General features: G+C 46.3%; 17 protein-coding genes, 1 tRNA gene and 1 pseudogene. 9 read left to right on the forward strand and 10 right to left on the reverse strand.

The features are described from left to right. Positions 1-78: 78 nt before the first annotated feature. From KTG12_RS21975 to KTG12_RS19755, 3 genes and pseudogenes are all read right to left on the reverse strand, one after another. Positions 79-552: an N-acetyltransferase gene (locus KTG12_RS21975; RefSeq protein ID WP_227225995.1), complete on the reverse strand. Its 474-nt coding sequence runs from the start codon at positions 550-552 to the stop codon at positions 79-81. Between the two features lie 69 nt (positions 553-621). Next, positions 622-1,023 (reverse strand): annotated as a pseudogene (locus KTG12_RS21980) (GNAT family N-acetyltransferase); the annotation flags it as partial. Between the two features lie 23 nt (positions 1,024-1,046). Next, the gene (locus KTG12_RS19755; RefSeq protein ID WP_005648528.1) at positions 1,047-1,400 is read right to left on the reverse strand and encodes a nitrous oxide-stimulated promoter family protein; all 354 of its coding nucleotides are present in this window, start codon (positions 1,398-1,400) and stop codon (positions 1,047-1,049) included. Positions 1,401-1,504: 104 nt separating this feature from the next. On the opposite strand from KTG12_RS19755, the gene KTG12_RS19760 reads away from it, so the two are divergent. Further along, positions 1,505-2,266 (forward strand): hypothetical protein, encoded by a 762-nt coding sequence (locus tag KTG12_RS19760; protein ID WP_005641596.1) that lies wholly within the window; start codon positions 1,505-1,507, stop codon positions 2,264-2,266. A gap of 3 nt (positions 2,267-2,269) precedes the next feature. Here the strand turns inward: KTG12_RS19760 and KTG12_RS19765 are convergent, their stop codons facing one another. Further along, the gene (locus KTG12_RS19765) at positions 2,270-3,811 is read right to left on the reverse strand and encodes a family 43 glycosylhydrolase (RefSeq protein WP_005641594.1); all 1,542 of its coding nucleotides are present in this window, start codon (positions 3,809-3,811) and stop codon (positions 2,270-2,272) included. Positions 3,812-3,936: 125 nt separating this feature from the next. On the opposite strand from KTG12_RS19765, the gene KTG12_RS19770 reads away from it, so the two are divergent. Beyond that, positions 3,937-5,571, forward strand: coding sequence for an RluA family pseudouridine synthase (locus KTG12_RS19770; protein ID WP_005641592.1), 1,635 nt, complete (start codon positions 3,937-3,939; stop codon positions 5,569-5,571). Between the two features lie 149 nt (positions 5,572-5,720). Here the strand turns inward: KTG12_RS19770 and KTG12_RS19775 are convergent, their stop codons facing one another. The 3 genes from KTG12_RS19775 to KTG12_RS19785 form a co-directional block, all read right to left on the reverse strand. Next, positions 5,721-6,557 (reverse strand): SDR family NAD(P)-dependent oxidoreductase, encoded by an 837-nt coding sequence (locus KTG12_RS19775; protein ID WP_005641589.1) that lies wholly within the window; start codon positions 6,555-6,557, stop codon positions 5,721-5,723. A gap of 88 nt (positions 6,558-6,645) precedes the next feature. Beyond that, positions 6,646-7,455 carry an RNA methyltransferase gene (locus KTG12_RS19780; protein ID WP_155144121.1) on the reverse strand — a complete coding sequence of 270 codons (810 nt, stop codon included), beginning with the start codon at positions 7,453-7,455 and terminating at the stop codon, positions 6,646-6,648. Positions 7,456-7,467: 12 nt separating this feature from the next. Then, on the reverse strand, positions 7,468-8,499 hold the full coding sequence (locus KTG12_RS19785; protein WP_005641585.1) for an alcohol dehydrogenase: 1,032 nt from the start codon (positions 8,497-8,499) through the stop codon (positions 7,468-7,470). A gap of 111 nt (positions 8,500-8,610) precedes the next feature. Here KTG12_RS19785 and KTG12_RS19790 point away from each other — a divergent pair, with 111 nt between their 5' ends. Then, the gene (locus KTG12_RS19790; protein WP_122205114.1) at positions 8,611-9,639 is read left to right on the forward strand and encodes an SPOR domain-containing protein; all 1,029 of its coding nucleotides are present in this window, start codon (positions 8,611-8,613) and stop codon (positions 9,637-9,639) included. A 99-nt stretch (positions 9,640-9,738) separates the two neighbouring features. Here KTG12_RS19790 and KTG12_RS19795 read toward each other — a convergent pair whose 3' ends face one another. Both KTG12_RS19795 and KTG12_RS19800 read right to left on the reverse strand, forming a co-directional pair. Continuing rightward, positions 9,739-9,945 (reverse strand): Arc family DNA-binding protein, encoded by a 207-nt coding sequence (locus KTG12_RS19795; RefSeq protein ID WP_005641581.1) that lies wholly within the window; start codon positions 9,943-9,945, stop codon positions 9,739-9,741. A gap of 21 nt (positions 9,946-9,966) precedes the next feature. Further along, positions 9,967-10,842, reverse strand: a complete 876-nt coding sequence (locus KTG12_RS19800; RefSeq protein WP_005641579.1) for an SPFH domain-containing protein — start codon at positions 10,840-10,842, stop codon at positions 9,967-9,969. Between the two features lie 134 nt (positions 10,843-10,976). On the opposite strand from KTG12_RS19800, the gene KTG12_RS19805 reads away from it, so the two are divergent. The 3 genes from KTG12_RS19805 (at position 10,977) to KTG12_RS19815 (ending at position 17,485) form a co-directional block, all read left to right on the forward strand. After that, complete coding sequence (locus KTG12_RS19805; protein ID WP_046452545.1) at positions 10,977-12,980, forward strand: tetratricopeptide repeat protein; 2,004 nt, start codon at positions 10,977-10,979, stop codon at positions 12,978-12,980. Positions 12,981-13,093: 113 nt separating this feature from the next. Next, positions 13,094-16,276 carry a TonB-dependent receptor gene (locus KTG12_RS19810; protein WP_138272907.1) on the forward strand — a complete coding sequence of 1,061 codons (3,183 nt, stop codon included), beginning with the start codon at positions 13,094-13,096 and terminating at the stop codon, positions 16,274-16,276. Between the two features lie 6 nt (positions 16,277-16,282). Continuing rightward, the gene (locus tag KTG12_RS19815; RefSeq protein WP_119215662.1) at positions 16,283-17,485 is read left to right on the forward strand and encodes an ectonucleotide pyrophosphatase/phosphodiesterase; all 1,203 of its coding nucleotides are present in this window, start codon (positions 16,283-16,285) and stop codon (positions 17,483-17,485) included. 379 nt (positions 17,486-17,864) lie between these two features. On the opposite strand, the gene KTG12_RS19820 is transcribed toward KTG12_RS19815, so the two are convergent. Further along, positions 17,865-17,937 (reverse strand) — tRNA-Glu (locus tag KTG12_RS19820). A gap of 263 nt (positions 17,938-18,200) precedes the next feature. On the opposite strand from KTG12_RS19820, the gene mutA reads away from it, so the two are divergent. The 3 genes from mutA to KTG12_RS21985 all read left to right on the forward strand — a co-directional run bounded on the left by mutA (position 18,201) and on the right by KTG12_RS21985 (position 22,702). Beyond that, positions 18,201-20,066, forward strand: coding sequence for a methylmalonyl-CoA mutase small subunit (mutA, locus tag KTG12_RS19825; RefSeq protein WP_022322756.1), 1,866 nt, complete (start codon positions 18,201-18,203; stop codon positions 20,064-20,066). A gap of 95 nt (positions 20,067-20,161) precedes the next feature. Then, on the forward strand, positions 20,162-22,312 hold the full coding sequence (scpA, locus tag KTG12_RS19830) for a methylmalonyl-CoA mutase (RefSeq protein ID WP_036724666.1): 2,151 nt from the start codon (positions 20,162-20,164) through the stop codon (positions 22,310-22,312). 90 nt (positions 22,313-22,402) lie between these two features. After that, on the forward strand, positions 22,403-22,702 hold the full coding sequence (locus tag KTG12_RS21985; protein WP_005641564.1) for a hypothetical protein: 300 nt from the start codon (positions 22,403-22,405) through the stop codon (positions 22,700-22,702). The last annotated feature ends 310 nt before the right edge of the window (positions 22,703-23,012 follow it).

A 23,012-nucleotide genomic window follows, 5' to 3' on the forward strand; every position in this document is an offset into this window, starting at 1 on the left:
CTTTTTTACTATGCAAGTATTTGTTTGTTTATTTTTGAAACAATCGGATTTTACTGAATTGATTTTGTTACTACTTTGTTACTTGGACTTGGAAAGTTCTTTTCGTAAGTAGACCATATCCACTAGTTGCTTGCCGTCTTCGTATATAGGATGATCATAATTGTCGGTAAAGAAATTCTTGATACGATGCGAATATTTGAATCCGTTCTGTTCATAGAAAGGGATGGTCAGCGGACTTTCACCTGTGCCGACAAGCAGAGTGTCATATTTCCCCGCATAATGTTTGGAGATAAATCGGATCAATCTTTTGCCATATCCCTGTTTCTGATATTGTGGATCGGTTGCGATATTTTTGAGTTCGACCGTTTTGTCACCTTCATCCGTGACAACACAAATAGCTTTTAGGATATTTTGATCGTACAAAGCAAACATTTCTCCCCGTTCGAGATAAAGGTCTATCATCGATTCCTGTTCATCGGCCAACAACAGAAGATCGAGGAAACGTTTCTTATGGCGGAGGATTTGCCGGATTTCGAAGGAACTGTCTGAAATTTGTACGATTGTTTCATTGAGCGAAAGATGCAGGATAGGAAATGGATTGCCGTTTGGATCGGTTTCATCTCTTCCGACAATATCAAATCCTCTGTTCAGATAGAAAGAAGTAGCCTTTTCGTTTTGTTCGTTGACGTCTACTTTGAATATATGTTTGTGGTAAATGGCAAATTCGATTAACTGCTTGCCATACCCTTTTCCTTGTTCTTCCGGATGGACGAAAAGCATTTCGATTAATTCGTCACTTAGTCCCATAAATGCAGCTATCCGGTTTTGTCCATTTCGGATGATGTATAATTCGACAACCGGAATATATTTGTTCCGGATTAACGGCTTGAAGAACCGGATATCCTTTTCGGTCAGAAAACGGTGGGTGCTTCGAACGGAGGCCTCCCATACTTCTACCAATTCGTTTTTTAGCTTTTCTGATTCATCAGGACTAATTGCAGACCAATTTATTTTCTGTAGCATGGATTTTTAATAACAATGGATTTCTATTTATGAAAAAATTCTTGTAGCAGATGCCGGATAGCAGCTGTCGGATGATATAATATCATTCTGGGGCCAGCAAAACGCATGACCTCCTGCATTTTCTTGCGCCTATCTGGTTTGTAGCAATGAACAGGGCATAACCGGCATGTTGTTTTCTTCTCTCCGAAAGGACAATGAGACAGTCGTGCATGAGCATATTGCAAAAGTTCTTTACAATCCGGGCATAAATCCGTATGCTTTTCTTTCTGACGGCAATAGATACGGACCATCTGTGCGACGATCTCCTGTTCTTGTCGGATACGGGTTGATGGCATATTGAGTCTGTTCTTTTCTACAAATTTAGGCATAATCAACATTATCTTCCAAGTTTAAATACCAAATATGTGCGGGTTTGTTGTTTCTGCCATATATTTGTTGATCGGATGAGTTTTTAATGTAGTTTTATAGGAAGAAGGAATATATGGAATATGCAGAATTGTTGAAACGGTTGACGGTGGATTGTAAGGATGACGGAAAACAGTTTCGGAAGAAAGACCGGATACATGAGATAAAAGCCTTGTTGGAAAATTCGGGTTATGAATTGTTGGGCGAGGGAAGTCTTTCTTTGCTGTATGGAAAGCCGATGGAAGAAGAAAATACTTACCGGACGCTTGTTTCATCCCATGTTGATTGCGTTTATAAAAATTGTTTTGCCAAAGACGAAGACGAACTTTGCTGGAAGGGCACGTTCGACAATAGTGCGACCAATGCTGCCGTGATCGACCTGATGTTGCGGGGCGAACTGGATGAATCCGTTCTGGTCGCTTTCACGGGAGATGAAGAGAAAGATTCGGCAGGAGCCATCGAAATCATGCAGATGTTAGGCCGAATGGAATGTCTGGTAGGTAAGGCTCTCGTGCTTGATGTCACGAATGAAGGTTGGGAAGATGAAGCTGCTTTCTCTATCGAAAACGATCATGGTTTTGATATAATAACCGGTTATCACATTGTCGAATTACTTCAAGCAAGCGGTACTTCGTGCGTGTTTGTACATGAAGCAGAACCCGATGAGACTTGGGAATACAGTAAAGGCTCCAGCTCAGATCTGCCGGGAATCCCGTGCCTAAGTCTGTGCTTGCCTGTCTGTGGAAATATGCATGGGGATGATGGAGTCTTGTTGCGCAAGTCATCTGTCATCCCCTATGAAGATATTCTGAGAAACCTGGCAAATGCCGGTTTCTAATTCTTACTGATAAGATAAAGAACAATATTCAAATACGGCAGGTGCCTTTTCGTCTCCTTCATGGTAAAGTCCCGGACGTGCCACCCGATCCCAGCGAATAAGTGAGCGTATGGCTTCTTCCGATAGACCGTGGTTCACCGGAGTCCATTGCTTGCCGTCTTTACTCCAGGCGAATTGATAGGGGAGTCCTTCTTTCACCTGCATGCGCAGATGCAATGCCATGCTGGGTAGTGGCAGATCGGCCAACTGTTGTTCCTTCCCTTCTCGAACCAACTTTATTTGCAATCGGTCGCCGACCGGGCCGTAAGCGATATAATAGCTATTATCCCCGTAAAGCGTGATCCCTTTCCAACTGCCATTTTGGTTTGTTATGCCGGCATCCAATGTGTAGCCCGAAGATGCAGGACGAAGGCAAAGTGCCTCTCCTGTCTTGCATTCCGGCTTGGGAGAACCACTCAGCCACAGTCTGCCCGCTTCGATTTTAGCTTGGACATTCGAGTACGGATAATTCCAACTCCATTCCGGGCGCAGATTCGGGTCGGCAAAATTGTCGAAGAAACCGGTTACCGGCTCTTGCACGCAATCGGCAAAAGGCATCGGTTGTACCAAGCGGGCATATTCGCCGGTAACGAAATAAGGCCAGTTGTCCTCTCCGAAACGCAACTCCTGGAGATGGGGCTGACGCCCTAGAAAGAAATCGCTGCCTTCCGAATAGGCGTGACATAGATAAAACATACGTCCGTCAGGCGTCGTCGTCAGTGTGCCATGACCGATAGATTGTATCTCGTCGCTCCCGTGCAGGATCGGATTTCCTTCATACTTTTCATAAGGCCCTTCGAGCTTCTTCGAGCGGGCGACAGCTACGGCATAGTCGCTATTGGGACCGCAACAACCATTAATCGCATAGATCAGATAGTAGTAACCGTTCTTTTTGAACCAGTGCTGTCCTTCCATCCCCACACGTTCGTCGTCTCGGAGCAGGCTGAACGGCTTGCCGGTCAATTTCAACCCGTCCGGAGTCAACTTGCTGGCGAGAAGTTCGATCGGCCGGTTGTCCAGTCCGTAGGCTTTCCAGCTGATGTATAAATCACCCTTGTCTTCGAGGATAAAAGCATCGATCGCTTCCGTTCCGAATTCGACAACCGGTCCGTGATCTTTGAATTTGCCTGTCGGAGAGTCGGAGGTGGCTACTCCGATGTAGGAAGTGTTGTTCGACTTCTTTCGTGCGGTATAGTATACATAAACCTTACCGTTATGATAATACCATTCCGGAGCCCAGAACGACGACTTGGTCCATTCCGGCTGCTGCTCGAATACGTGTCCGGTCTGTTTCCAGTTGACTAGGTCTTTAGATGTGAATACCGGATAGTAGGGAGCCCATTCGGAGGAAGTCCCCGTTGCATAATAAGTATCGTCGATCCTCAGGATGGACGGGTCGGCGACATCCCCGTGAATAACAGGATTGGTAAAATAGGTCTGTTTCTGAGCCATACTTGTGCCGGAATACAAGACGGAGCCTAACAAGGCGATGATGAGTCTGTTCATGGTCTGTTAAAACGCTAATTATTAATTGGTCTAAAATTGATGGTTACAAATCTACTGGATAAAACGGAGCTGTCCAAAAAAATCCTTTACTTTTGCCGGATAAAACGTTTTGATTCGGAAAAAGCATGAACAAACTTCACTATTTTGCAGATTCTATTTCTCTTCTCTCTCTGCCGGAAAAGTTTACCTATCCGTTCCATTATACCCCGCATCCCCTTTGTGTGGCGGCAGCGGGCGAGGTCGGGCGCTATTTGTCGACAAAGGGAGAATGGCAGGGAGAACTGCGGAAAGGGAAGATGTTTGGCGTTTTGATTGTCCGTACAGGAGAGGGGGAAGTCGGCTATCTGGCAGCCTTCTCTGGCATCCTGGCAGGGAAGAATCGACACACTTATTTCGTGCCTCCGGTTTATGACGTGCAAGAGCCAGATGGCTTTTTCAGAATCGAAGAAGAACAGATATCGGGAATCAACAGGCGGATCGAGGAGTTGCAGGCAGATGTGCGATATAAAGATTGCAAGCAACGGTTGGCTGACGAGACGATCCTTGCCGGACAGGTTTTGGATGATATACGGGGACGGATGAAAGCGGCTAAGGTTGAACGTGACCGGTTGCGTTCGACCGTCACACGGGTAGATTCGGAGCAGCTGATCCGTGAAAGCCAGTTCCAGAAAGCGGAACTGAAACGGCAGAAACAATATTGGAAAGATCACCTTGCCTCCCTCCAAGCGGAAGTAGAGGTGTTCGAGACGGAAATCGAACGCCTCAAAGCAGAACGCAAGACCCGTTCGGCTGCCCTTCAACAATGGCTTTTCAAACAATTCCGCATGTTGAACGCCCGCGGGGAGGAACGGGATTTGTGCAACTTGTTTAAAGATACCGTCCAAAAGACGCCACCGGCAGGTGCAGGTGAGTGTGCGGCTCCCAAGCTCCTGCAATATGCCTACCGGAACGGTTGGCAACCTCTTGCTATGGCTGAATTCTGGTGGGGAGATTCTCCGAAAAACGAGATCCGCCGTCATGGATATTATTATCCGGCCTGCAAAGGGAAATGCGGACCGATCCTGAAGCATATGCTACAAGGCCTACACGTCGAGGAAAACCCGTTGGAAACGGATATGCACCGGGATACGGAGTTGGAAATCATGTATGAAGACGAATGGTTGTCGGTAGTGAACAAACCGGCCGGCATGTTGTCAGTCCCCGGAAAATCGGATATCGATTCCGTCTACGGGCGAGTGCGACGGATGTATCCCGAAGCAACCGGACCGATGATCGTGCACCGACTTGACATGGCGACCTCCGGCCTGATCCTTATAGCCAAGACGAAAGAAGTGCACCAGAACTTGCAGGCACAGTTCAAGAACCGGACGGTGTGTAAACGATATGTTGCTTGGTTGGATGGCATTGTGGAGAAAAAAGAAGGTCATATTGAACTCCCCCTCCGCCCGGATCCGGAAGACCGGCCGCGGCAGGTGGTCGATGCGGTTCACGGAAAACCTGCCGTGACTGATTATACTGTGCTGCATTATGATTCGGGGCGTACTTTTATTTCTTTCATACCGAAAACCGGGCGCACACATCAGTTGCGTGTCCATTCGGCCCATCCGCTTGGCTTGAATGCCCCGATAGTAGGGGATGAGTTGTATGGCAGGAAGGCAGACCGCTTGTATCTGCATGCCGAATACTTGGGGTTTATTCATCCTGTCTCTGGAGTGTATATGGAAATAGAAAAGGAATCCGGCTTTGATGATCTTTTATAGTTGTGCCACGATTTCTTCATGCCGTTGGCACTGTTGTTTCCTCGGCATGAAACGACTGTACCATGCCGAGGAAACAACAGTTTCATGCTATGGTAACAGTTGTGCCATGTCTATGTAACGGTTGTGTCATGCCTATGGTATAGCTATTGTCACTCGATATAGATCATTTTCTTTGTCATCCCTCCGTCGATCGTTACGTTCTCGCCGTTCATAAAATCATTTTCCTCCTGGCAGATGAACAGGCACAAACGGGCGATGTCTTCCGGTTTACCTACTCGCCCCGACGGATGTTGGGCGTGATCTTCTGGGCGAAGCTGTTCGTAGTCGCGCGTCTCGATCCAGCCCGGCGAAATCGAGTTGACCGTGATATGCCATTGGGCAAGCGATAGTGCAAGGGCGTGTGTCAGCGAATAGATACCGCCTTTGGATGCCGCATAACCTTCGCTGCCGGGTTCGCTCATCAGATAGCGAGTGGAACAGATATTGACGATCCGTCCGAACGGATTGGGTGCCTCCTGTGATTGGCGGTGAATGGCCAATCTGCGGGAAGTGATGAAAACCGGACGCAAGTTCACGGATAATATCCGGTCGAAATCTTCCACACCGGTTTCCGTGATAGGGGAGAAACAACTGATTCCCGCATTGTTGATTATGATATCGATATCGCCCCATTCCTTGAAAATCTGCTGCATGCAGTTCTCTAGCGCTTCTTGGTCACTTACGTCAACATGGAAAAAAGAGGTTCCGGTCTGCAACGCTGTCTCTTTTCCCGCCGCTTCGTTACGGTCGCAGAACGCCACGCGGTGTCCGGCGGAACGGAAAGCTCTTACGATCGCTTTGCCTATACCTTCCGCACCTCCTGTTACAAAGACTCTCCTGGTTTTGTGGATAACGGTTGTTTTCCTACCATTGTACGGATGGTTCGTACGTCCCTCCTTGCGGGATTTATATTCTTCGTATTTCTTTTCCAGATAGTTGTCTGCCATGATCTTTCGCTTTTTAATAGGATGGCAAAAGTAATCATAATTGAATCTATTTACAATGGTTGTAGGTGAACGATATGCAATCGGGGAATTATTGTGGATTCGGAGCACGAAGTTGCCAAAATGCCACGGCCGCTGCGGCTGCCACATTAAGTGAATCGACACCGTGCGACATGGGGATGCGGACAACATAGTCGGCTGCGGCAATCGTTTCCTGCGAAAGTCCGTCCCCTTCAGTCCCCATCACGATTGCCAATCTGGGTTCGGTTGCCAAGACAGGATTATCGATGGAAATAGAATTGTCTGTGAGTGCCATGGCTGCCGTACGAAAACCCAGTCTTCCCAAGTCGCCAAGAGAACCGTCCATCCAAGTCCAGGGCACAAGAAAGACTGTCCCCATTGACACTCTGACTGCGCGACGGTTCAATGGGTCACAAGAGTTGCGTGTCAGTAATACGGCATCAATTCCAAGAGCCGCCGCCGAACGGAAAATAGCACCGATATTGGTTGTGTCGACAACCCCATCGATTACGACGATGCGTCGGGCCTTCTGGCATACATCTTCCATGCCGCGTGGCTCAGGACGACGCATGGCGCAAAGGACACCGCGTGTCAGGACATAGCCGGTCAATGTCGCAAGCAACTCCCTTTCTCCTGTATAGACAGGCACGTTGCTACAACGTTCAATGATATCGGAAGCATCTCCTGTGATATGCTTGTGCTCGCACAAAATGGCTAAAGGTTCGTAGCCGGCATCCAGAGCCCTCGTGATAACCTTTGGGCTTTCTACGATAAAAATACCTTTGTCTGGCTCGATACGATTGCGCAACTGAGCTTCGGTGAGTGTACAGAACATCTCGACTCCGGGATGAGATAAAGAAGATATTTCGATAACAAGCATTTGACAAGTCTTTTAATAAATAGCAATCTTGATTACACCGTCCAGTTTGTTTTCAAAAACTCGATAAGCCTCCTCGATCTCGTTCAATGCAAAGCGGTGGGTGATAAGGGGAGTGGTGTCTATCTTGCCTTCCTCAATCAGTTGGAGAATCTCAGCACAATCACAACCGTCTACTCCACCGGTTTTGAAAATCAGGTTCTTACCATACATGTCAGGCAGAGGGAAAAGTAGAGGTTTATCGTAAAGAGCCACGATTGTGACTGTCGCGTTTGGACGAGCGCATTCCCACGCCATCTGGAAACTGTCTTCGCTCCCTGCCACTTCCAGAACAACATCTGCTCCGCCGTGGTCACTGTTTTTGAGTACAAACTCCTTACAGTTATCAGGAGTCGTGATCAATACGTCAGGGTAATGTTCACGGATAAACCGAACCCTTTCAGGAGACTTTTCACAGACAATGATATGCTTCGGGTTCTTCAGCATCGAGCAGAGTAAAGTACAAATTCCGGTAGGCCCTGCACCGATGATGAGGACCGTGTCTTTCTCCGTAATTTCCGAGATGCGAGTAGCCCAAAAACCTGTGGCAAGTATGTCTCCGACAAACAGAGCCTGCTCGTCACTGACCGTGTCGGGAATGCGATTCAGTCCTTGATCGGCATAGGGTACTCTGACATATTCCGCCTGTCCTCCGTCGATACGGCAGCCTAAAGCCCAGCCACCGTTGAGGTCGGTACAATTATTGACATATCCGTGTTGGCAAAAGAAGCATTTTCCACAGAAAGTCTCGACGTTCACGGTTACTCTGTCTCCGGGTTTGACAGATGTGACACCTGTTCCCACTTCTTCGACGACACCTACCATTTCATGTCCGACGGTTGTTCCGGGTATTGCGCGGGGTACACTTCCGTGCTTGATATGCAGGTCACTGGTGCAGATACTACCCAGGGTCACACGCACGATCGCATCCCGTGCATCCGTAATTTTCGGTTTCGGTTTTTCTGTTAAACCAAATTTGCCTTTTTCAATATATGTATATGCAAGCATGATATGATCTTTATTGATTAATTGATTCTTTTCCTTACAAAGATACGAATTTCATCAATTGTAATCCTATAAATTTTTTGTCAATCCAGACAAAAGATTTACCTTTGTTGTATGCTTAGAATTGTAACACATATTGAACGTTTGCTTTTAGTGCATGATTGTGTGATTGTGCCGAAGTTCGGAGGTTTTGTTCTGCAGGCTGTTCCGGCCATGCAGCATAAGGAGGAACATACGTTTCGTCCTTTGAGAAAAGAGATCGGTTTCAATATGACGCTGCAACATAATGACGGGCTTTTGCCTGAATCGTATATGCAGATGCACGAGGTGAGCTATCGTCAGGCACAACTGATGCTGGAAGAAGATGTGGAGGATATAAAGAACATCCTGCAACAATATGGAAAGTTGTCGTTAGGGGTGTTAGGTTCGTTCAGCATAGGAGAAGAAGGACAGATGATTTTCCATCCGGGGGAAACCGATCTGTTCAGTGTCGGCTCGTATGGCTTGCCTGTTTTCCATTTCCCGGTTCTCGCTCCACTAGAGATGGAACGCGAAGAAGCGGTTCTTCTTGTATCCCAAAAAGAGAAGAAAGATACTCTTTATATTCCGATTAGCCGTAAACTTATCCGTACAGTGATGGCTTCGGCTGCTGCAGTGGCATTGTTCCTGTTGGTTTCTACTCCGGTTAGAGATGTTAACCAAGAGGCTTATACAGCCAGTTTTGTTCCGACGGGGATGGTTGTACAAAAGCCGGTTCTTCTTGAAGCGGTTTTGCCAGACAGTACTGTGGCGGAGGCAGATACGAAGCAAGAGTCATCGGAAGAGGTGATTGCGCGTGAAGTGAAAAAAGTTGTGTCTGTTCCGGCTCCGGAAAAGAAGGCGTTTGTGTCCAGGCCTGTAGTTGTCCAATCTAAAAAAATGTATCATATCGTAATCGCCAGTTTTCCATCAGAATCGCAAGCGGACGAATTTATTGCCGGTGTAGATCGTAACGAATGTAAGCATGTCAGCAAGGTTGTTCGTGACGGGAAGTATCGTATCTATGCGGATAAGTTTGATAATCGCGAAGCTGCGGAATCTTATATGGCAACTCTCCGTTCCAATCCGAAATATAAGGATGCGTGGTTATTTATTAGCCGTTGATTTATAATGAATAGAAAGAAATATCCTTCAGTTGAAAAGTTATTTTCTACCGAAGGATATTTAAAAAACGTCCGGACAGGTTTTCGTTATTATTGTTTTCTACTCTTTATTTTTCTCTTCAGATTTTAGTATTCGTTTCTTTTTGAGGCGCCCTGCCTTGCGTAGGGCTTGATCCAAAATGTATTGTATCTGGCCGTTTGTACTCCGAAATTCATCGGCAGCCCAGGCTTCGATCGCTTCCATCATTTCTGCGTCCACACGCAATATGAAACTCTTGGTCGCATTTCCATTTTCCTTTTTGGCCATATTTAATATTACTGTATTAAGTTACTGATATAAAGTACCTGTATTGACTACAGGTTGTGCGGACTCGTCTGCGCAAAGGACTACCAGCAGATTGCTGACCATTGCTGCTTTCCGTTCTTCATCCAGCTCGACAACACCGTCTTTCTCTAACTTTTCCAATGCCAGGTGAACCATGCTGACAGCTCCTTCTACGATCCGTTCGCGGGCAGAAATGATGGCGTCTGCCTGCTGGCGGCGTAACATCACGCTGGCGATTTCGGATGCATAAGCCAGATAGTTGATACGGGCTTCCACAATTTCGATTCCAGCGATGGCAAGACGGCTGTTGAGTTCGTCTTCTAGGCGTTGGGTTATTTCTCCGCTTTCATCGGAACGGAGTGTGACTTTATCAATCGTCTCATTTGTGTCGTAAGCATACATGCCTGCTACTTGCCGAAGAGCGGCATCGCTTTGTATTTGGACAAACTCTCGGATGTTTCCGGATATATCGAAACTGGCTTTGTAGGTGTCTTTTATTCTCCAGACGACCACGGCTCCGATCATGATCGGATTTCCGACTTTGTCGTTGACTTTGATCGGGTCGATGTTCAAGTTTAGGATGCGTAATGTTACGGTTGATTTCAGGAAAAGTGGGTTTACCCAATAGAAACCGTTACTAATGACCGTTCCGGCATATCTGCCGAAAAAAGTCAATACGCGCGAATTGTTTGGCTGGATGATCATAAATCCGGGTAACATGACAACAACGCATATCCCGCAGATGACACCGGCGATGATACTCGGTGTTTGTGGCAGCGATAGTAGATATATGGCTGTCCCTGTTAAAGCAAGCATGATAAGTATAGCCGTAAAACCGGATAATTTGATGCCGTCGAAGTTCTTTTCCTGTGTTTTCATAATGATCGTTATTTGATATTATTTTGATATCACAAAATAAGACAAAGTTTCGGACATATGCAAATAAATTATGGACTTTTTATGAGTAGATATATAAAATATTCTATAGCTTTGTCTACTTAAAAATTACACGATTGGAATTTCAGTTAGACACAGATAATAAGGAGTTTCAGGATGCCCTGCAACTGATCACTCATACACGTCAGTCCGTCTTCTTGACCGGGAAGGCCGGAACGGGTAAATCCACGTTCTTGAAATACATCTGCGCACATACGAAAAAGAAATATGTCGTATTGGCACCGACAGGGATAGCCGCGATTAACGCGGAAGGGGTGACGCTTCATTCTTTTTTTAAATTACCTTTTCGCCCGATGTTGCCCGATGATCCGGATTTGAGTCTGAAGAACGGACGGATCTTCGAGTTTTTCAAATACAGGAAAGAGCATCGGAAGTTGATTTCGGAAGTGGAATTGATCATTATAGACGAGATTTCGATGGTACGGGCAGATATCATCGATTGTGTCGACCGGATCTTGCGTGTCTTTTCCGGTAATATGCGTTTGCCGTTCGGAGGCAAGCAATTGCTGTTTGTCGGCGACGTCTTCCAATTGGAGCCGGTGGTCCCTGCCGACCAGAAAGAAATATTAAGTCTCTTCTATGCCAGTCCGTTTTTCTTTTCGGCCCGTGTCTTCAAAGATATAAATCTGGTCCCGATCGAATTGCAGAAAGTGTACCGGCAGACAGATCCTGTATTTATCAATATTTTGGATCGTATCCGTAGCAATATTGCCCGGAAACAGGAGTTGGATACTTTGAATGCTCGCTATTTCCCTGATTTTATACCTCGAAACGAGGATATGTACATCACGCTTGCCACCCGGCGGGATCAGGTGGATTTTATCAATGAACGGAAGTTGGGGGAATTGCCCGGTGAAGAGTTCGTTTCTCACGGCAAGATCGAAGGTGATTTTCCTGAGTCGTCTCTACCGACACAATTAAACCTATCCATCAAGGAGCAGGCCCAGGTTATTTTTATCGATAATGATTATGAACGTCGTTGGGTCAATGGTACGATCGGTATGGTGTCGGGGATCGACGAGAATGGGAATGTCTACGTCCTGTTAGAGGACGGGAGGGAATATCTGGTCGAGCCGACTTCTTGGCGCAACTATAAATATAAATACAACGAAAAGGAGAAAAAGGTCGAAGAAGAAATTGTCGGTACTTTCGAGCAGTTGCCGATTCGTCTTGCCTGGGCGATCACCGTGCATAAGAGCCAGGGGCTTACGTTCAGCCGTGTCGTGGTGGATTTGACAGGCGGCGTGTTTGCCGGTGGCCAGACATATGTCGCTTTAAGTCGTTGTACGTCTCTGGAAGGGCTGGTGCTGAAAAGCCGGATTTCTCCGCATGATATCTTTGTGCGGAAAGAGATCGTCCAGTTCAGCCAGATGTTTAATGACCGGCAGTTGATTGAAAAAAGTTTGCGTGAAAGTGAGGCGGAATTGTTGTATGCACGTGCCGCCCGTTGTTTTAAATCCGGCAATGTGAAAGAGATGGTTGAGGCTTTCGCTGCTGCTGTCAGTAAGCGGAATGAGCTGGAAAAGCCAGAAGTGCAACGGTTGCTCCGTATGAAATTGCAAACTATGAACACTCAACGGGCGCAGATCAAGAAACTCCAGGAGGAGATACACGCCCAGCGGGAGATTCAGAAAGAATATGCCCACGAATACTATTTGATGGGGAATGAATGTATTACGAAAGCGCACGATCCGAATGCAGCTATTCGCTCTTTCGACAAAGCGCTCAAGCTTTATCCTGAGTTTGTGGATGCTTGGGTACGTAAAGGAGTGACCCTTCTCGATATGGGTGACGGTTTCCAGGCGGTTACTTGCCTGAATGAAGCCGTGCGACTGAACCCGAAATCATTTAAAGCGCGTTATAATCGTGGAAAATCTTATCTTCAACTGAAATATTACGACGAGGCCGTTTCTGACTTTATGAAAGCTGTCGATCTGAAACCGAAGCACGCTGCAGCCCATGAATATCTTGCCGAAGCATTTCTGCATATAGGGGAGGAAGAGTTGGCTCGGCAGCATCAGGATATTGCCGATGACCTTCGTAATGGAAATGAAAATTAATAAGTTGTCATTAATTTTGTACAGAAATATAATAAAAGCGTGATAATAAGGTTGTATCTTTGTGATGCAATGTTAAATTCTGTAGAGGGTATTCATTAAAAATAAATTTCTGTATGAAAAAAGTTATCTGCTTTTTTGTATGTGTTTTGATATGCATAGGGTTCTCCGTAAAAGCTCAGGTGACAACTTCCGTACTGGGCGGAAAAATTATCGACGATCAAAATGAGTATGTGATAGGAGCTACGGTGGTAGCGGTACACGAACCATCCGGAACCATGTATGGTGCGGTAACGAATGTGGATGGCCGTTACACGATCCAGGGAATGCGTACCGGAGGACCCTATAAAGTGGAGATTTCCTATGTCGGTTATAAAAAGGCTATTTTTACGGATATCAGGTTGGAATTGGGCAATACATATGTCCTGAATGCGACCTTGTATCCCAGTTCGGAGCAATTGGGAGAAGTGGTAGTCACTGCTGATGCAAAAGCGAATATCGGTGCATCCGAAAATTTTTCTACAGGAAGGATACAGGAGACTCCGACGGTCGACCGCAATATATATGATGTCGTAAAGAATATGCCGATGGCCATGACCTCCAAAAACGGAGGGATCACGTTTGCCGGCTCCAATAACCGTTATAACAGTTTCCAGATCGACGGTACGGTGAGCAATGATGTTTTCGGGCTGGCTCCGTCGGGTACAAACGGTGGTCAGACGAATGCCAATCCGATTTCGATGGATGCCATCCAGGAAATCCAAGTGGTGGTCGCTCCTTTCGATGTTCGCCAAAGCGGTTTTACCGGAGGTGGCATCAACGCTATTACCAAACAGGGAAACAACACATACCATGCATCGGTCTATTCTTATTTTACGAATGAAGGTCTTTACGGAAAGTACAATGCTTATAAAGATAACATAAAGGATAAATTGACGGAACAGTCCACAAAAACTTTTGGCGGGACGTTGAGTGGTCCGATCATCAAAGACAAGCTGTTTTTCTTTGCCAATGCAGAAAACCGTAAGGAATCTTATCCCTCCCGTTTCTATGCCGGATATGACGAGAAAGGATTTTCCACCGATATGGCACAGAAAATCGCCGATAAGTATGAAGAATATACCGGAATCCGTGAGAGCTTCGGATCACGCGATGTAGATCAGAGGGCCTTTAATTTCTTAGGACGTATCGACTGGAATATCGACCGGAACAATAAACTGGCTTTCCGTTATCAGTATAATAACTCATACGATGACATTTTCAGCCCGTCAAGCACGACCTACTTCTTTAACGGGAGTGGTTACCGGATGAAAAATAAGACGAATTCGTTTGTGGCCGAGTGGAACTCCCATTGGAGCGATGTCTTGTATAACGAGTTCCGTGCAGGTGTTACGACAGTCCGGGATGAACGCCAGGTGGCTTATCAAGGGCCGAACGTAAAGATTAACGGTAGCGATAACAGCGGAACAAACAATACGACGGTCAACATCGGTACGGAGTATTCTTCCGGTGCAAACGCCCTGGATCAGGATATTTACACATTTGAGGACAATCTTTCCTGGTATAAGGGTAATCATACTTTTACCTTCGGTACGCACAATGAAATATTCCGGATGAAGAACCTCTTTATCCAGGCCGTTACCGGCTCATGGGAGTTCGGTTCGATGGACGCATTCTTGAATGACAGTCCTTCCAAATATGTATTCAAGTATACGGACCCCGATGTGACGGGCGGTAACTATCGCTATACACCTATTATTAAAGCCGGTCAGTTTGGCTTCTACGCACAGGACAAATGGGATGTTGCCGATAATTTCTCACTGACTTACGGTTTACGTTTTGATATCCCTTTGTTGTTTAATGATCCGACAGTCAATCATGAGTTCAATGAATATGCCGCAAGCAAAAATATTAAGGAAAGAGTAGGAGAAATGCCCGGCGCCAAAGTGATGGTATCTCCCCGTCTGGGATTCCGCTGGTATACGGACGATAGCCGGACCACCTTGATTCGTGGTGGACTGGGGTTGTTTACGGGGCGCGTTCCTTTTGTATGGCTTTCCAATGCTTATAATAATACCGGGGTTGAGCAGAAAGGTACGACTATCTTTGCTTCCGGTTCGACTTCCGCCCCTTCGTTGGGACAATATGCGGATGATCCGATCGGAGCCATGAATTCCCAAAAGGGAAATCCTGCGACCCCCGATATCGTGACCGTGTCCAAAGACTTTAAATATCCGCAGGTTTTCCGTGTGAACTTGGCATTGGAACGTGTCTTGCCCGGTGATGTGAAGATGACTTTGGAAGGGCTATATTCCAAAACATTCAATAACGTATATTTTGAGAACCTGGCATTATCGAGCAATGCCAAAGTCTATGCCGTTCCGGGTGTGGAAACTTCCGCCACTCCTTATTACTCCGTAGACAAGAAGTATTTCAGTATTACCAATCTGAAAAATACGAATATGGGATATACCTATTCTCTGTCCGCCTTGTTTGAAAAGAGTTTCTATTTCGGTTTGGACTTGGCTGCGTCTTATACGTTCGGGCATTCCAAATCGGTGTATGACGGAACCTCTTCTGTGGCTTATTCCAATTGGAAATATAATTATGCGGTAGATTCCAATAACCCTGGTCTGGCTTATTCCATGTTCGATATTCCTCACCGTGTGATGGTTTCTGTCGGTTATCGGACTCCCCGCTATGCCAAAGGCTTCATGGCAACTACCGTCTCTCTTGTCTATAACGGCTACGTGGGGCAGCGTTACAGTCTGACGATGAACGAATCTTACTACGATGCCGAGAAAAAGAAAACGGTCTATATCGACTACAACGGTGACGGCTGGGGTGGAAACTCATTGCTTTATATCCCGACTGAAGACGAACTGCAGAAGATGGACTTCAAGACTGAAGAAGACCGTCGGAAGTTTGACGAATGGATCGAAGGCGACAGCTATGCAAAGAAACATCGTGGAGCGTACGCCATGCGTAACTCCAATTCGGCTCTGTGGGAAAATCGGGTCGACCTGCATGTGGCGCAGGATATCTTCGTGCTGAAAGACCGTGGCAGCAAATTCCAGGTGACATTCGACGTTACGAACTTTGCCAATATGTTGAATAAGAAATGGGGAACCACTTACACCGCAGCCTATAACGTAATGCCTTTGCAGGTAATCGGCAGTAAGAAGGGGGAAGATGGCAACTACACAAACACATATGCTTATAATTCGAGGAATACGATCACCAAGAATGATGTTTTGTCTCGCTGGCATGCCCAGATCGGTATTAAATATATTTTCTAAACCTATATGTATAGATTTCAGACATTCATATTAGTAAGTCTCTTTTCGATAATCTGTTTGTCGATAGCCGGATGTACGGCTCACTCGAAGAAGGAACGCTACGTCGTAGTCCTGTCTATGGACGGTTTTCGTTCGGATTATCCGTCGCATGCACATACGCCGACGCTCGATTCATTGGCCTGCGTTGGGGTGAAGGCTGCTTTTCGTCCCAGCTTTCCGAGTGTGACTTTCCCGAACCATTACAGTATGGCGACAGGCTTGCATCCGGATCATCATGGATTGGTGAATAATTTCTTTTATGCCCCCGATCTGGATAGCGTCTATGTGATGGGAAATCCGAATCCAGCCTTTTTCGGAGGAGAGCCGATCTGGAACACGGCGGAAAAGCAGGGTGTCCGAACCGCCTCGTTCTATTGGGTCGGTAGTGAATATCCGATACAGGGACGCCGGCCTTCCATCTGGAAACCGTTCGATAAGAATGTTCCTTTTTCTGACAGGGCGGATTCGGTGATTGCCTGGTTGCAACTGCCGGAGGAAGTCCGCCCGCACCTGATCATGTGGTATATGGAAGAACCGGACGGAGTCGGGCATAGGGCAACCCCCGATTCGTCGGCAACCCTTTCAACGGTTGAACATTTGGACCGTATATTAGGTGACTTCTTTGCTGAAGCCCGTAGGCTGGATATCTTTGACCAGATTGATTTTATCGTCCTGTCTGATCATGGCATGGCAACTTATTATCCGGAGAATTATGTGAATCTGAATGATTATCTGCCTCGCGACAGTTTCGATTATGTTTTCGACGGAGTGCCGACTTTGCTTTATCCGAAACCGACTTATACAGATAGCGCTTATGCAATCCTGAAGCGTGTACCTCGTGTAACGGTTTGGAGAAAGAATGAGATTCCGGAAAAGTTCGTGTATGGAAAGAATCCGCGTATAGGCGATCTGTTCGTATTACCGGATATCGGGACGTATCTGCAATTCCGCCCCGAATCGTGTCCTGTATTCGCGGCTACACATGGATATGATAACTTTGCTCCGGAAATGGAGGCCATCTTTTATGCTGCAGGGCCTTCCTTCAAACAGAATGTCGAGCTGCCGGTGATGGCGAATGTCAATTTGTATCTGATAATTGCCCGCTTGCTGGATCTGCAGCCGGCTCCTAATGATGGAGATAGCCTGGTTATTTCAACATTGTTCAGATAAGTATAATTTGCTTTCATCTGAGTGTAAGTCGGACTCGGAAGGCCACTATTTAAGTGGCAATAACCATACTTCTATTGCAAAACCGCTTAACCATAGACCTTTTGCCCTTAGTCGAATAGGTTTTCGCCCTTAGTCAAAAGCCCTTTCGACTAAGGGCGAAAACCTTTTTGCCTTTGGTCGAAAAGCAAAAGAGTAGTAGTCTTGGTTATAAATCTCAGTGTATATGTTTGTTAGTTTGGGTTGTTACGTCCTTATTTTTCACTAATATATAGTTGTGGATATAAAGCGGGAGGTGGCATGGTCAACTTGAATCAGGACGAGACACGTTTGTTCATAACCTGAAAAAGAAAAAGCCCGCAAATGAACTGCGAGCTTCTTGTAGTGCGTCCGGGGTTCGAACCCGAGTTTCCGCCGTGAGAGGGCGGCGTCCTAGACCACTAGACGAATGCACCGGGTAGTCTTTGTTTGACGTTGCGAAATTAGTAAATATTTTATTCCGATGTATCATTTGGAGAAATTTTTTTGAAGAAAATGTTTGTCTCCTGTCATTTTGGTATCCAAATTCTATGTGTCTCCACTAAAAGGCGTTAAAAGAGGTGTCAAATTCGTTTGTATTTCATTTGCGTTCAAGTTTATTTATTCTACCTTTGCCTTCTGTTATTGAACAATATACTATTGAACAATTACTAATACCAGTATTAAAATAACTAATATTATGGCAGAATTAAAAGAAAAACTTTTCTCAGAATTCGCACCTGTGTCTACCGAAGAGTGGATGGCGAAGATTACGGCCGACCTGAAAGGGGTTCCGTTTGAGAAAAAGCTTGTTTGGAAGACAGGCGAAGGATTTAATGTGAATCCTTTCTATCGTGCAGAAGACATCGAAGGTTTGAAGACTACCGAGTCTCTTCCCGGTGAATTCCCTTATGTTCGCGGAACAAAGAAGGACAACGATTGGAAGGTGCGCCAGAACATCGAAGTCACCTGTTTCAAAGGTGCTAATGAAAAAGCCCTTGACATCCTGAATAAGGGTGTGACGTCTCTTGGCTTCATCATTAAGGGAAGCGACGTAAACGCTGAAAACATTGCTACCTTACTTGACGGGATTTGTCCTGAGTGTGTGGAACTGAATTTCAATACTTGCAACTGCAAGGCTGAAATGCTGATTGGTATTCTCGCCGACTATTTCAAAGGCAAAGGCGCAGACCTGGAAAAATGCAAAGGGTCTGTAAACTACGACCCGTTCAAGAAACCTCTGGTAAAAGGTAAGGAAAATGAAGACTGGGTGGAAGCTGCTGCCGCTGTGCTCAAAGCGGGTGCTGCTCTGCCGGGTTACAAAGTATTGGCAGTGAATGCCTTCTACTTCAACAATGCAGGTGCTTATATCTCTCAGGAGTTGGGATATGCATTGGCTTGGGGAAACGAACTGCTGGCTAAGCTGACCGAGGTAGGCCTGGACGCTACGGAAGTGGCCAAGAAGATCAAATTCAATTTCGGTATCAGCTCCAACTACTTCATGGAAATCGCCAAGTTCCGTGCCGCTCGTTGGCTGTGGGCAGAAATCGTTGCCGCCTACAACCCTGCTTGCCAGTGCGCTTGCAAGATGCATGTTCATGCACAGACTTCGGAATGGAACATGACGGTTTATGATGCTCACGTAAACTTGCTGCGTTCACAGACGGAAGCCATGTCTGCTGCTCTTGCCGGTGTCGATTCGATCACGGTTCGTCCGTTCGACAAGACTTATCAGACTCCGGACGACTTCTCCGAACGTATAGCCCGCAACCAGCAGTTGTTGTTGAAGGAAGAATGTCATTTGGATAAGGTTGTCGATCCTTCTGCCGGTTCTTATTATGTGGAAGTTTTGACAAACTCTCTGGCTGATGTAGCCTGGAAGTTGTTCTTGGAAGTGGAAGATAAGGGCGGTTTTGGTGCGGAAGTCGCTTCCGGCGAAATCCAGAAAGCAGTTAACGCATCCAACGAAGCCCGCAAGAAAGCAGTCGCTACCCGTCGTGAAATCCTGTTAGGAACCAACCAGTTCCCGAACTTCAACGAAGTGGCTGCCGAAAAGATCCAGAACGAAGCTGCCGGTTGCTGCTGTGGTGGTGGTCACAATTGCGGTGAAGCGACTATCACGGCTCTCGATTTCTCACGGGGAGCTTCGGAATTTGAAGCTTTGCGTCTGGCAACGGAAAAGAGCGGCAAGACTCCGAAAGTATTCATGCTGACGATCGGTAACCTGGCTATGCGCCTGGCTCGTTCTCAGTTCTCAAGCAACTTCTTTGCTTGTGCAGGATATAAGGTCATTGATAACTTAGGCTTCGATACGGTTGAAGCCGGTGTGGAAGCCGCTGTTGAGGCTGGTGCTGAAATCGTGGTTCTTTGCTCAAGCGATGATGAATATGCAGAATTGGCTCCTGCTGCTTACAAGGCTTTGGCTGGAAGAGCAGAATTTGTTGTAGCCGGTATGCCTGCTTGCATGGAAGATCTGAAAGCAGTAGGCATCGACCAATATGTAAATGTAAAGAGCAACGTGCTTGAGACATTGAAAGCTTTCAACGTAAAATTAGGAATTAATTGATTTATGATTTATGATTTATAATTTATGATTGGCAGTTCGTTGCCATGAATCATAAATCGCAAATCATAAATGGTGAATCTCAAATCATCAGAGATATGAGACCAAATTTTAAAAACATAGATATAAAGAATGCCGGTTTTGCAGCTACTAATGCTGCCGAATGGGCAAAAGCCAATGGCATCGAGGCCAATTGGAAAACCCCCGAGCACATCGAGGTGAAACCCGTATATACTAAAGAAGACCTGGAAGGTATGGAACATCTGAACTATGCTTCCGGTCTGCCTCCTTATTTGCGTGGTCCGTATAGCGGCATGTACGCTATGCGTCCCTGGACAATCCGCCAGTATGCAGGTTTCTCAACTGCTGAAGAGTCCAACGCATTCTACCGTCGTAACCTGGCTTCCGGCCAGAAAGGTCTGTCTGTCGCTTTCGACCTTCCGACGCACCGTGGTTATGATGCCGACAACGAACGTGTGGTAGGTGATGTCGGTAAAGCCGGTGTTTCTATCTGTTCGTTGGAAAACATGAAAGTTTTGTTCGATGGTATTCCTTTGAACAAGATGTCTGTATCCATGACAATGAACGGTGCCGTACTTCCTGTACTGGCATTCTATATCAATGCCGGTTTGGAACAGGGCGCCAAGTTGGAAGAGATGGCCGGTACGATCCAAAACGATATCCTGAAAGAATTCATGGTGCGTAACACTTATATCTACCCGCCTGAATTCTCCATGCGTATCATTGCCGATATCTTCGAATACACTTCTCAGAAGATGCCGAAGTTCAACTCCATCTCCATCTCCGGTTACCACATGCAGGAAGCAGGTGCGACGGCCGATATCGAAATGGCTTATACGCTTTGCGACGGTCTTGAATATCTTCGTGCCGGTGTGAATGCAGGTATCGATATCGATGCTTTCGCTCCGCGTCTGTCCTTCTTCTGGGCGATCGGTGTGAACCATTTCATGGAAATCGCCAAGATGCGTGCTGCACGTATGTTGTGGGCGAAGATCGTGAAGAGCTTCGGTGCCAAGAACCCGAAATCTCTGGCTTTGCGTACTCACTGCCAGACTTCTGGTTGGTCGTTGACCGAACAGGACCCGTTCAACAACGTTGGCCGTACTTGTATTGAAGCTATGGCTGCCGCTTTGGGGCACACGCAGTCTTTGCACACGAACGCATTGGACGAAGCGATCGCTTTGCCGACAGACTTCTCTGCACGTATCGCTCGTAACACTCAGATTTATATTCAGGAAGAAACAAAGATCTGTAAGGAAATCGACCCGTGGGCTGGTTCTTACTATGTGGAATCTCTGACGAACGAATTGGTTCATAAAGGCTGGGCTTTGATCCAGGAGATCGAAAGCATGGGCGGTATGGCGAAAGCTATCGAAACCGGTCTGCCCAAGATGCGCATCGAAGAAGCGGCTGCCCGTACGCAGGCTCGGATCGACTCCGGTATCCAGACAATCGTTGGTGTGAACAAATATCGTCTGCCGAAGGAAGATCCGATCGATATCCTTGAAATCGATAATACTGCCGTTCGTAACGAGCAGATCGAACTGCTGAAAGAACTGCGTGCCAACCGTGATGAAGAAGCCGTACAGAAAGCATTGGCCGACATCACGGAATGTGTTCGTACGAAGAAAGGCAACTTGCTGGAACTGGCTGTCAAGGCAGCCGGCTTGCGTGCATCACTGGGAGAAATCTCCGATGCTTGCGAAGTTGTAGTAGGTCGTTATAAAGCAATCATCAGAACTATATCAGGCGTGTATTCATCAGAAACTAAGAAAGATGCAGACTTCCAGAAGGCTTGTGAGCTGACTGCCGAGTTTGCCAAGAAAGAAGGTCGCCAGCCGCGTATCATGATCGCTAAGATGGGTCAGGACGGACACGACCGTGGTGCTAAAGTTGTAGCTACAGGTTATGCAGACTGTGGTTTCGACGTGGATATGGGACCGTTGTTCCAGACTCCGGCCGAAGCTGCCCGCCAGGCTGTAGAAAACGACGTTCACGTAATGGGTGTTTCTTCTTTGGCTGCCGGACACAAGACTTTGGTTCCGCAGGTGATCGAAGAACTGAAGAAGTTAGGACGCGAAGATATCATCGTGATAGCTGGTGGCGTTATTCCTGCACAGGATTATGACTTCCTGTACAAGGCAGGCGTTGCTGCCATCTTTGGTCCGGGTACTTCTGTGTCGAAGGCTGCCGTTCAGATCTTGGAAATCCTGTTAGGTGAAGAATAATAGCTGTAAATTTTTTATTATAATATAGTAGACTGCGTAGCTTTCGATGGAGAGTTACGCAGTTTTTTTATTACCATTATAAGTATTGATATGAACAAACAAGCAAAACTAAAACAAGATCAGGATGTGGCAAAAGATGATTTAACTATCATACTATCATATCCACATGTATATCGGTTTAAGCCAATATGTTATGGCATGATAGTTGCTGTTTTGAACTGCCATTCATCTGTCATAACCATCATGGAGAAAAACGATAATATCCTGTGTATCAATTATACGATAAAAACAGGGACCGTCCGGGAACAGGTGCAAAACCTGTTAAAGCGGCTTCTTTTTTCATCAAGACAGGCTTTTCTTTTGTCAAAAACAGCTTGCAAAGCCGCTTGAGACCCGGGTGTACCCACCACAGAGGCCCGGGTGTGGGAGAGGTGCAGACCCGGGTCTGCGCGAGGCCTTTGCGGGGGTGTGGGGATGTTTATCTGCTGTGTTGGATGCGTTTTTATGCCCTGTTTTTGCATCTTTTCCGGCGAAAAAGGTCGTTTTATATTTAAACGCCTCCGTTTTGTCGATGGTTATTATTTGAACATTCTTCTCGATTCGTTGCTTACTCATTAATAATGGTTATATTTGTGCCATAAGTAATCATTGTTGTCCCATTAAAATCTAAAAGAGTTCTTTGAAATATTTGAAATTTAGT

The sequence above is a fragment of the Parabacteroides sp. MSK.9.14 genome (assembly GCF_019041495.1).
Taxonomy (GTDB): domain Bacteria; phylum Bacteroidota; class Bacteroidia; order Bacteroidales; family Tannerellaceae; genus Parabacteroides; species Parabacteroides merdae.

Excerpts from the sequence above, each read along its gene's own strand:
- KTG12_RS19755 (WP_005648528.1), bottom strand. The coding sequence starts at position 1,400 with ATGTTGATTATGCCTAAATTTGTAGAAAAGAACAGACTCAATATGCCA.
- KTG12_RS19760 (WP_005641596.1), top strand. The coding sequence starts at position 1,505 with ATGGAATATGCAGAATTGTTGAAACGGTTGACGGTGGATTGTAAGGAT.
- KTG12_RS19765 (WP_005641594.1), bottom strand. The coding sequence starts at position 3,811 with ATGAACAGACTCATCATCGCCTTGTTAGGCTCCGTCTTGTATTCCGGC.
- KTG12_RS19770 (WP_005641592.1), top strand. The coding sequence starts at position 3,937 with ATGAACAAACTTCACTATTTTGCAGATTCTATTTCTCTTCTCTCTCTG.
- KTG12_RS19775 (WP_005641589.1), bottom strand. The coding sequence starts at position 6,557 with ATGGCAGACAACTATCTGGAAAAGAAATACGAAGAATATAAATCCCGC.
- KTG12_RS19780 (WP_155144121.1), bottom strand. The coding sequence starts at position 7,455 with ATGCTTGTTATCGAAATATCTTCTTTATCTCATCCCGGAGTCGAGATG.
- KTG12_RS19785 (WP_005641585.1), bottom strand. The coding sequence starts at position 8,499 with ATGCTTGCATATACATATATTGAAAAAGGCAAATTTGGTTTAACAGAA.
- KTG12_RS19790 (WP_122205114.1), top strand. The coding sequence starts at position 8,611 with ATGCTTAGAATTGTAACACATATTGAACGTTTGCTTTTAGTGCATGAT.
- KTG12_RS19795 (WP_005641581.1), bottom strand. The coding sequence starts at position 9,945 with ATGGCCAAAAAGGAAAATGGAAATGCGACCAAGAGTTTCATATTGCGT.
- KTG12_RS19800 (WP_005641579.1), bottom strand. The coding sequence starts at position 10,842 with ATGAAAACACAGGAAAAGAACTTCGACGGCATCAAATTATCCGGTTTT.
- KTG12_RS19810 (WP_138272907.1), top strand. The coding sequence starts at position 13,094 with ATGAAAAAAGTTATCTGCTTTTTTGTATGTGTTTTGATATGCATAGGG.
- KTG12_RS19815 (WP_119215662.1), top strand. The coding sequence starts at position 16,283 with ATGTATAGATTTCAGACATTCATATTAGTAAGTCTCTTTTCGATAATC.
- mutA (WP_022322756.1), top strand. The coding sequence starts at position 18,201 with ATGGCAGAATTAAAAGAAAAACTTTTCTCAGAATTCGCACCTGTGTCT.
- scpA (WP_036724666.1), top strand. The coding sequence starts at position 20,162 with ATGAGACCAAATTTTAAAAACATAGATATAAAGAATGCCGGTTTTGCA.
- KTG12_RS21985 (WP_005641564.1), top strand. The coding sequence starts at position 22,403 with ATGAACAAACAAGCAAAACTAAAACAAGATCAGGATGTGGCAAAAGAT.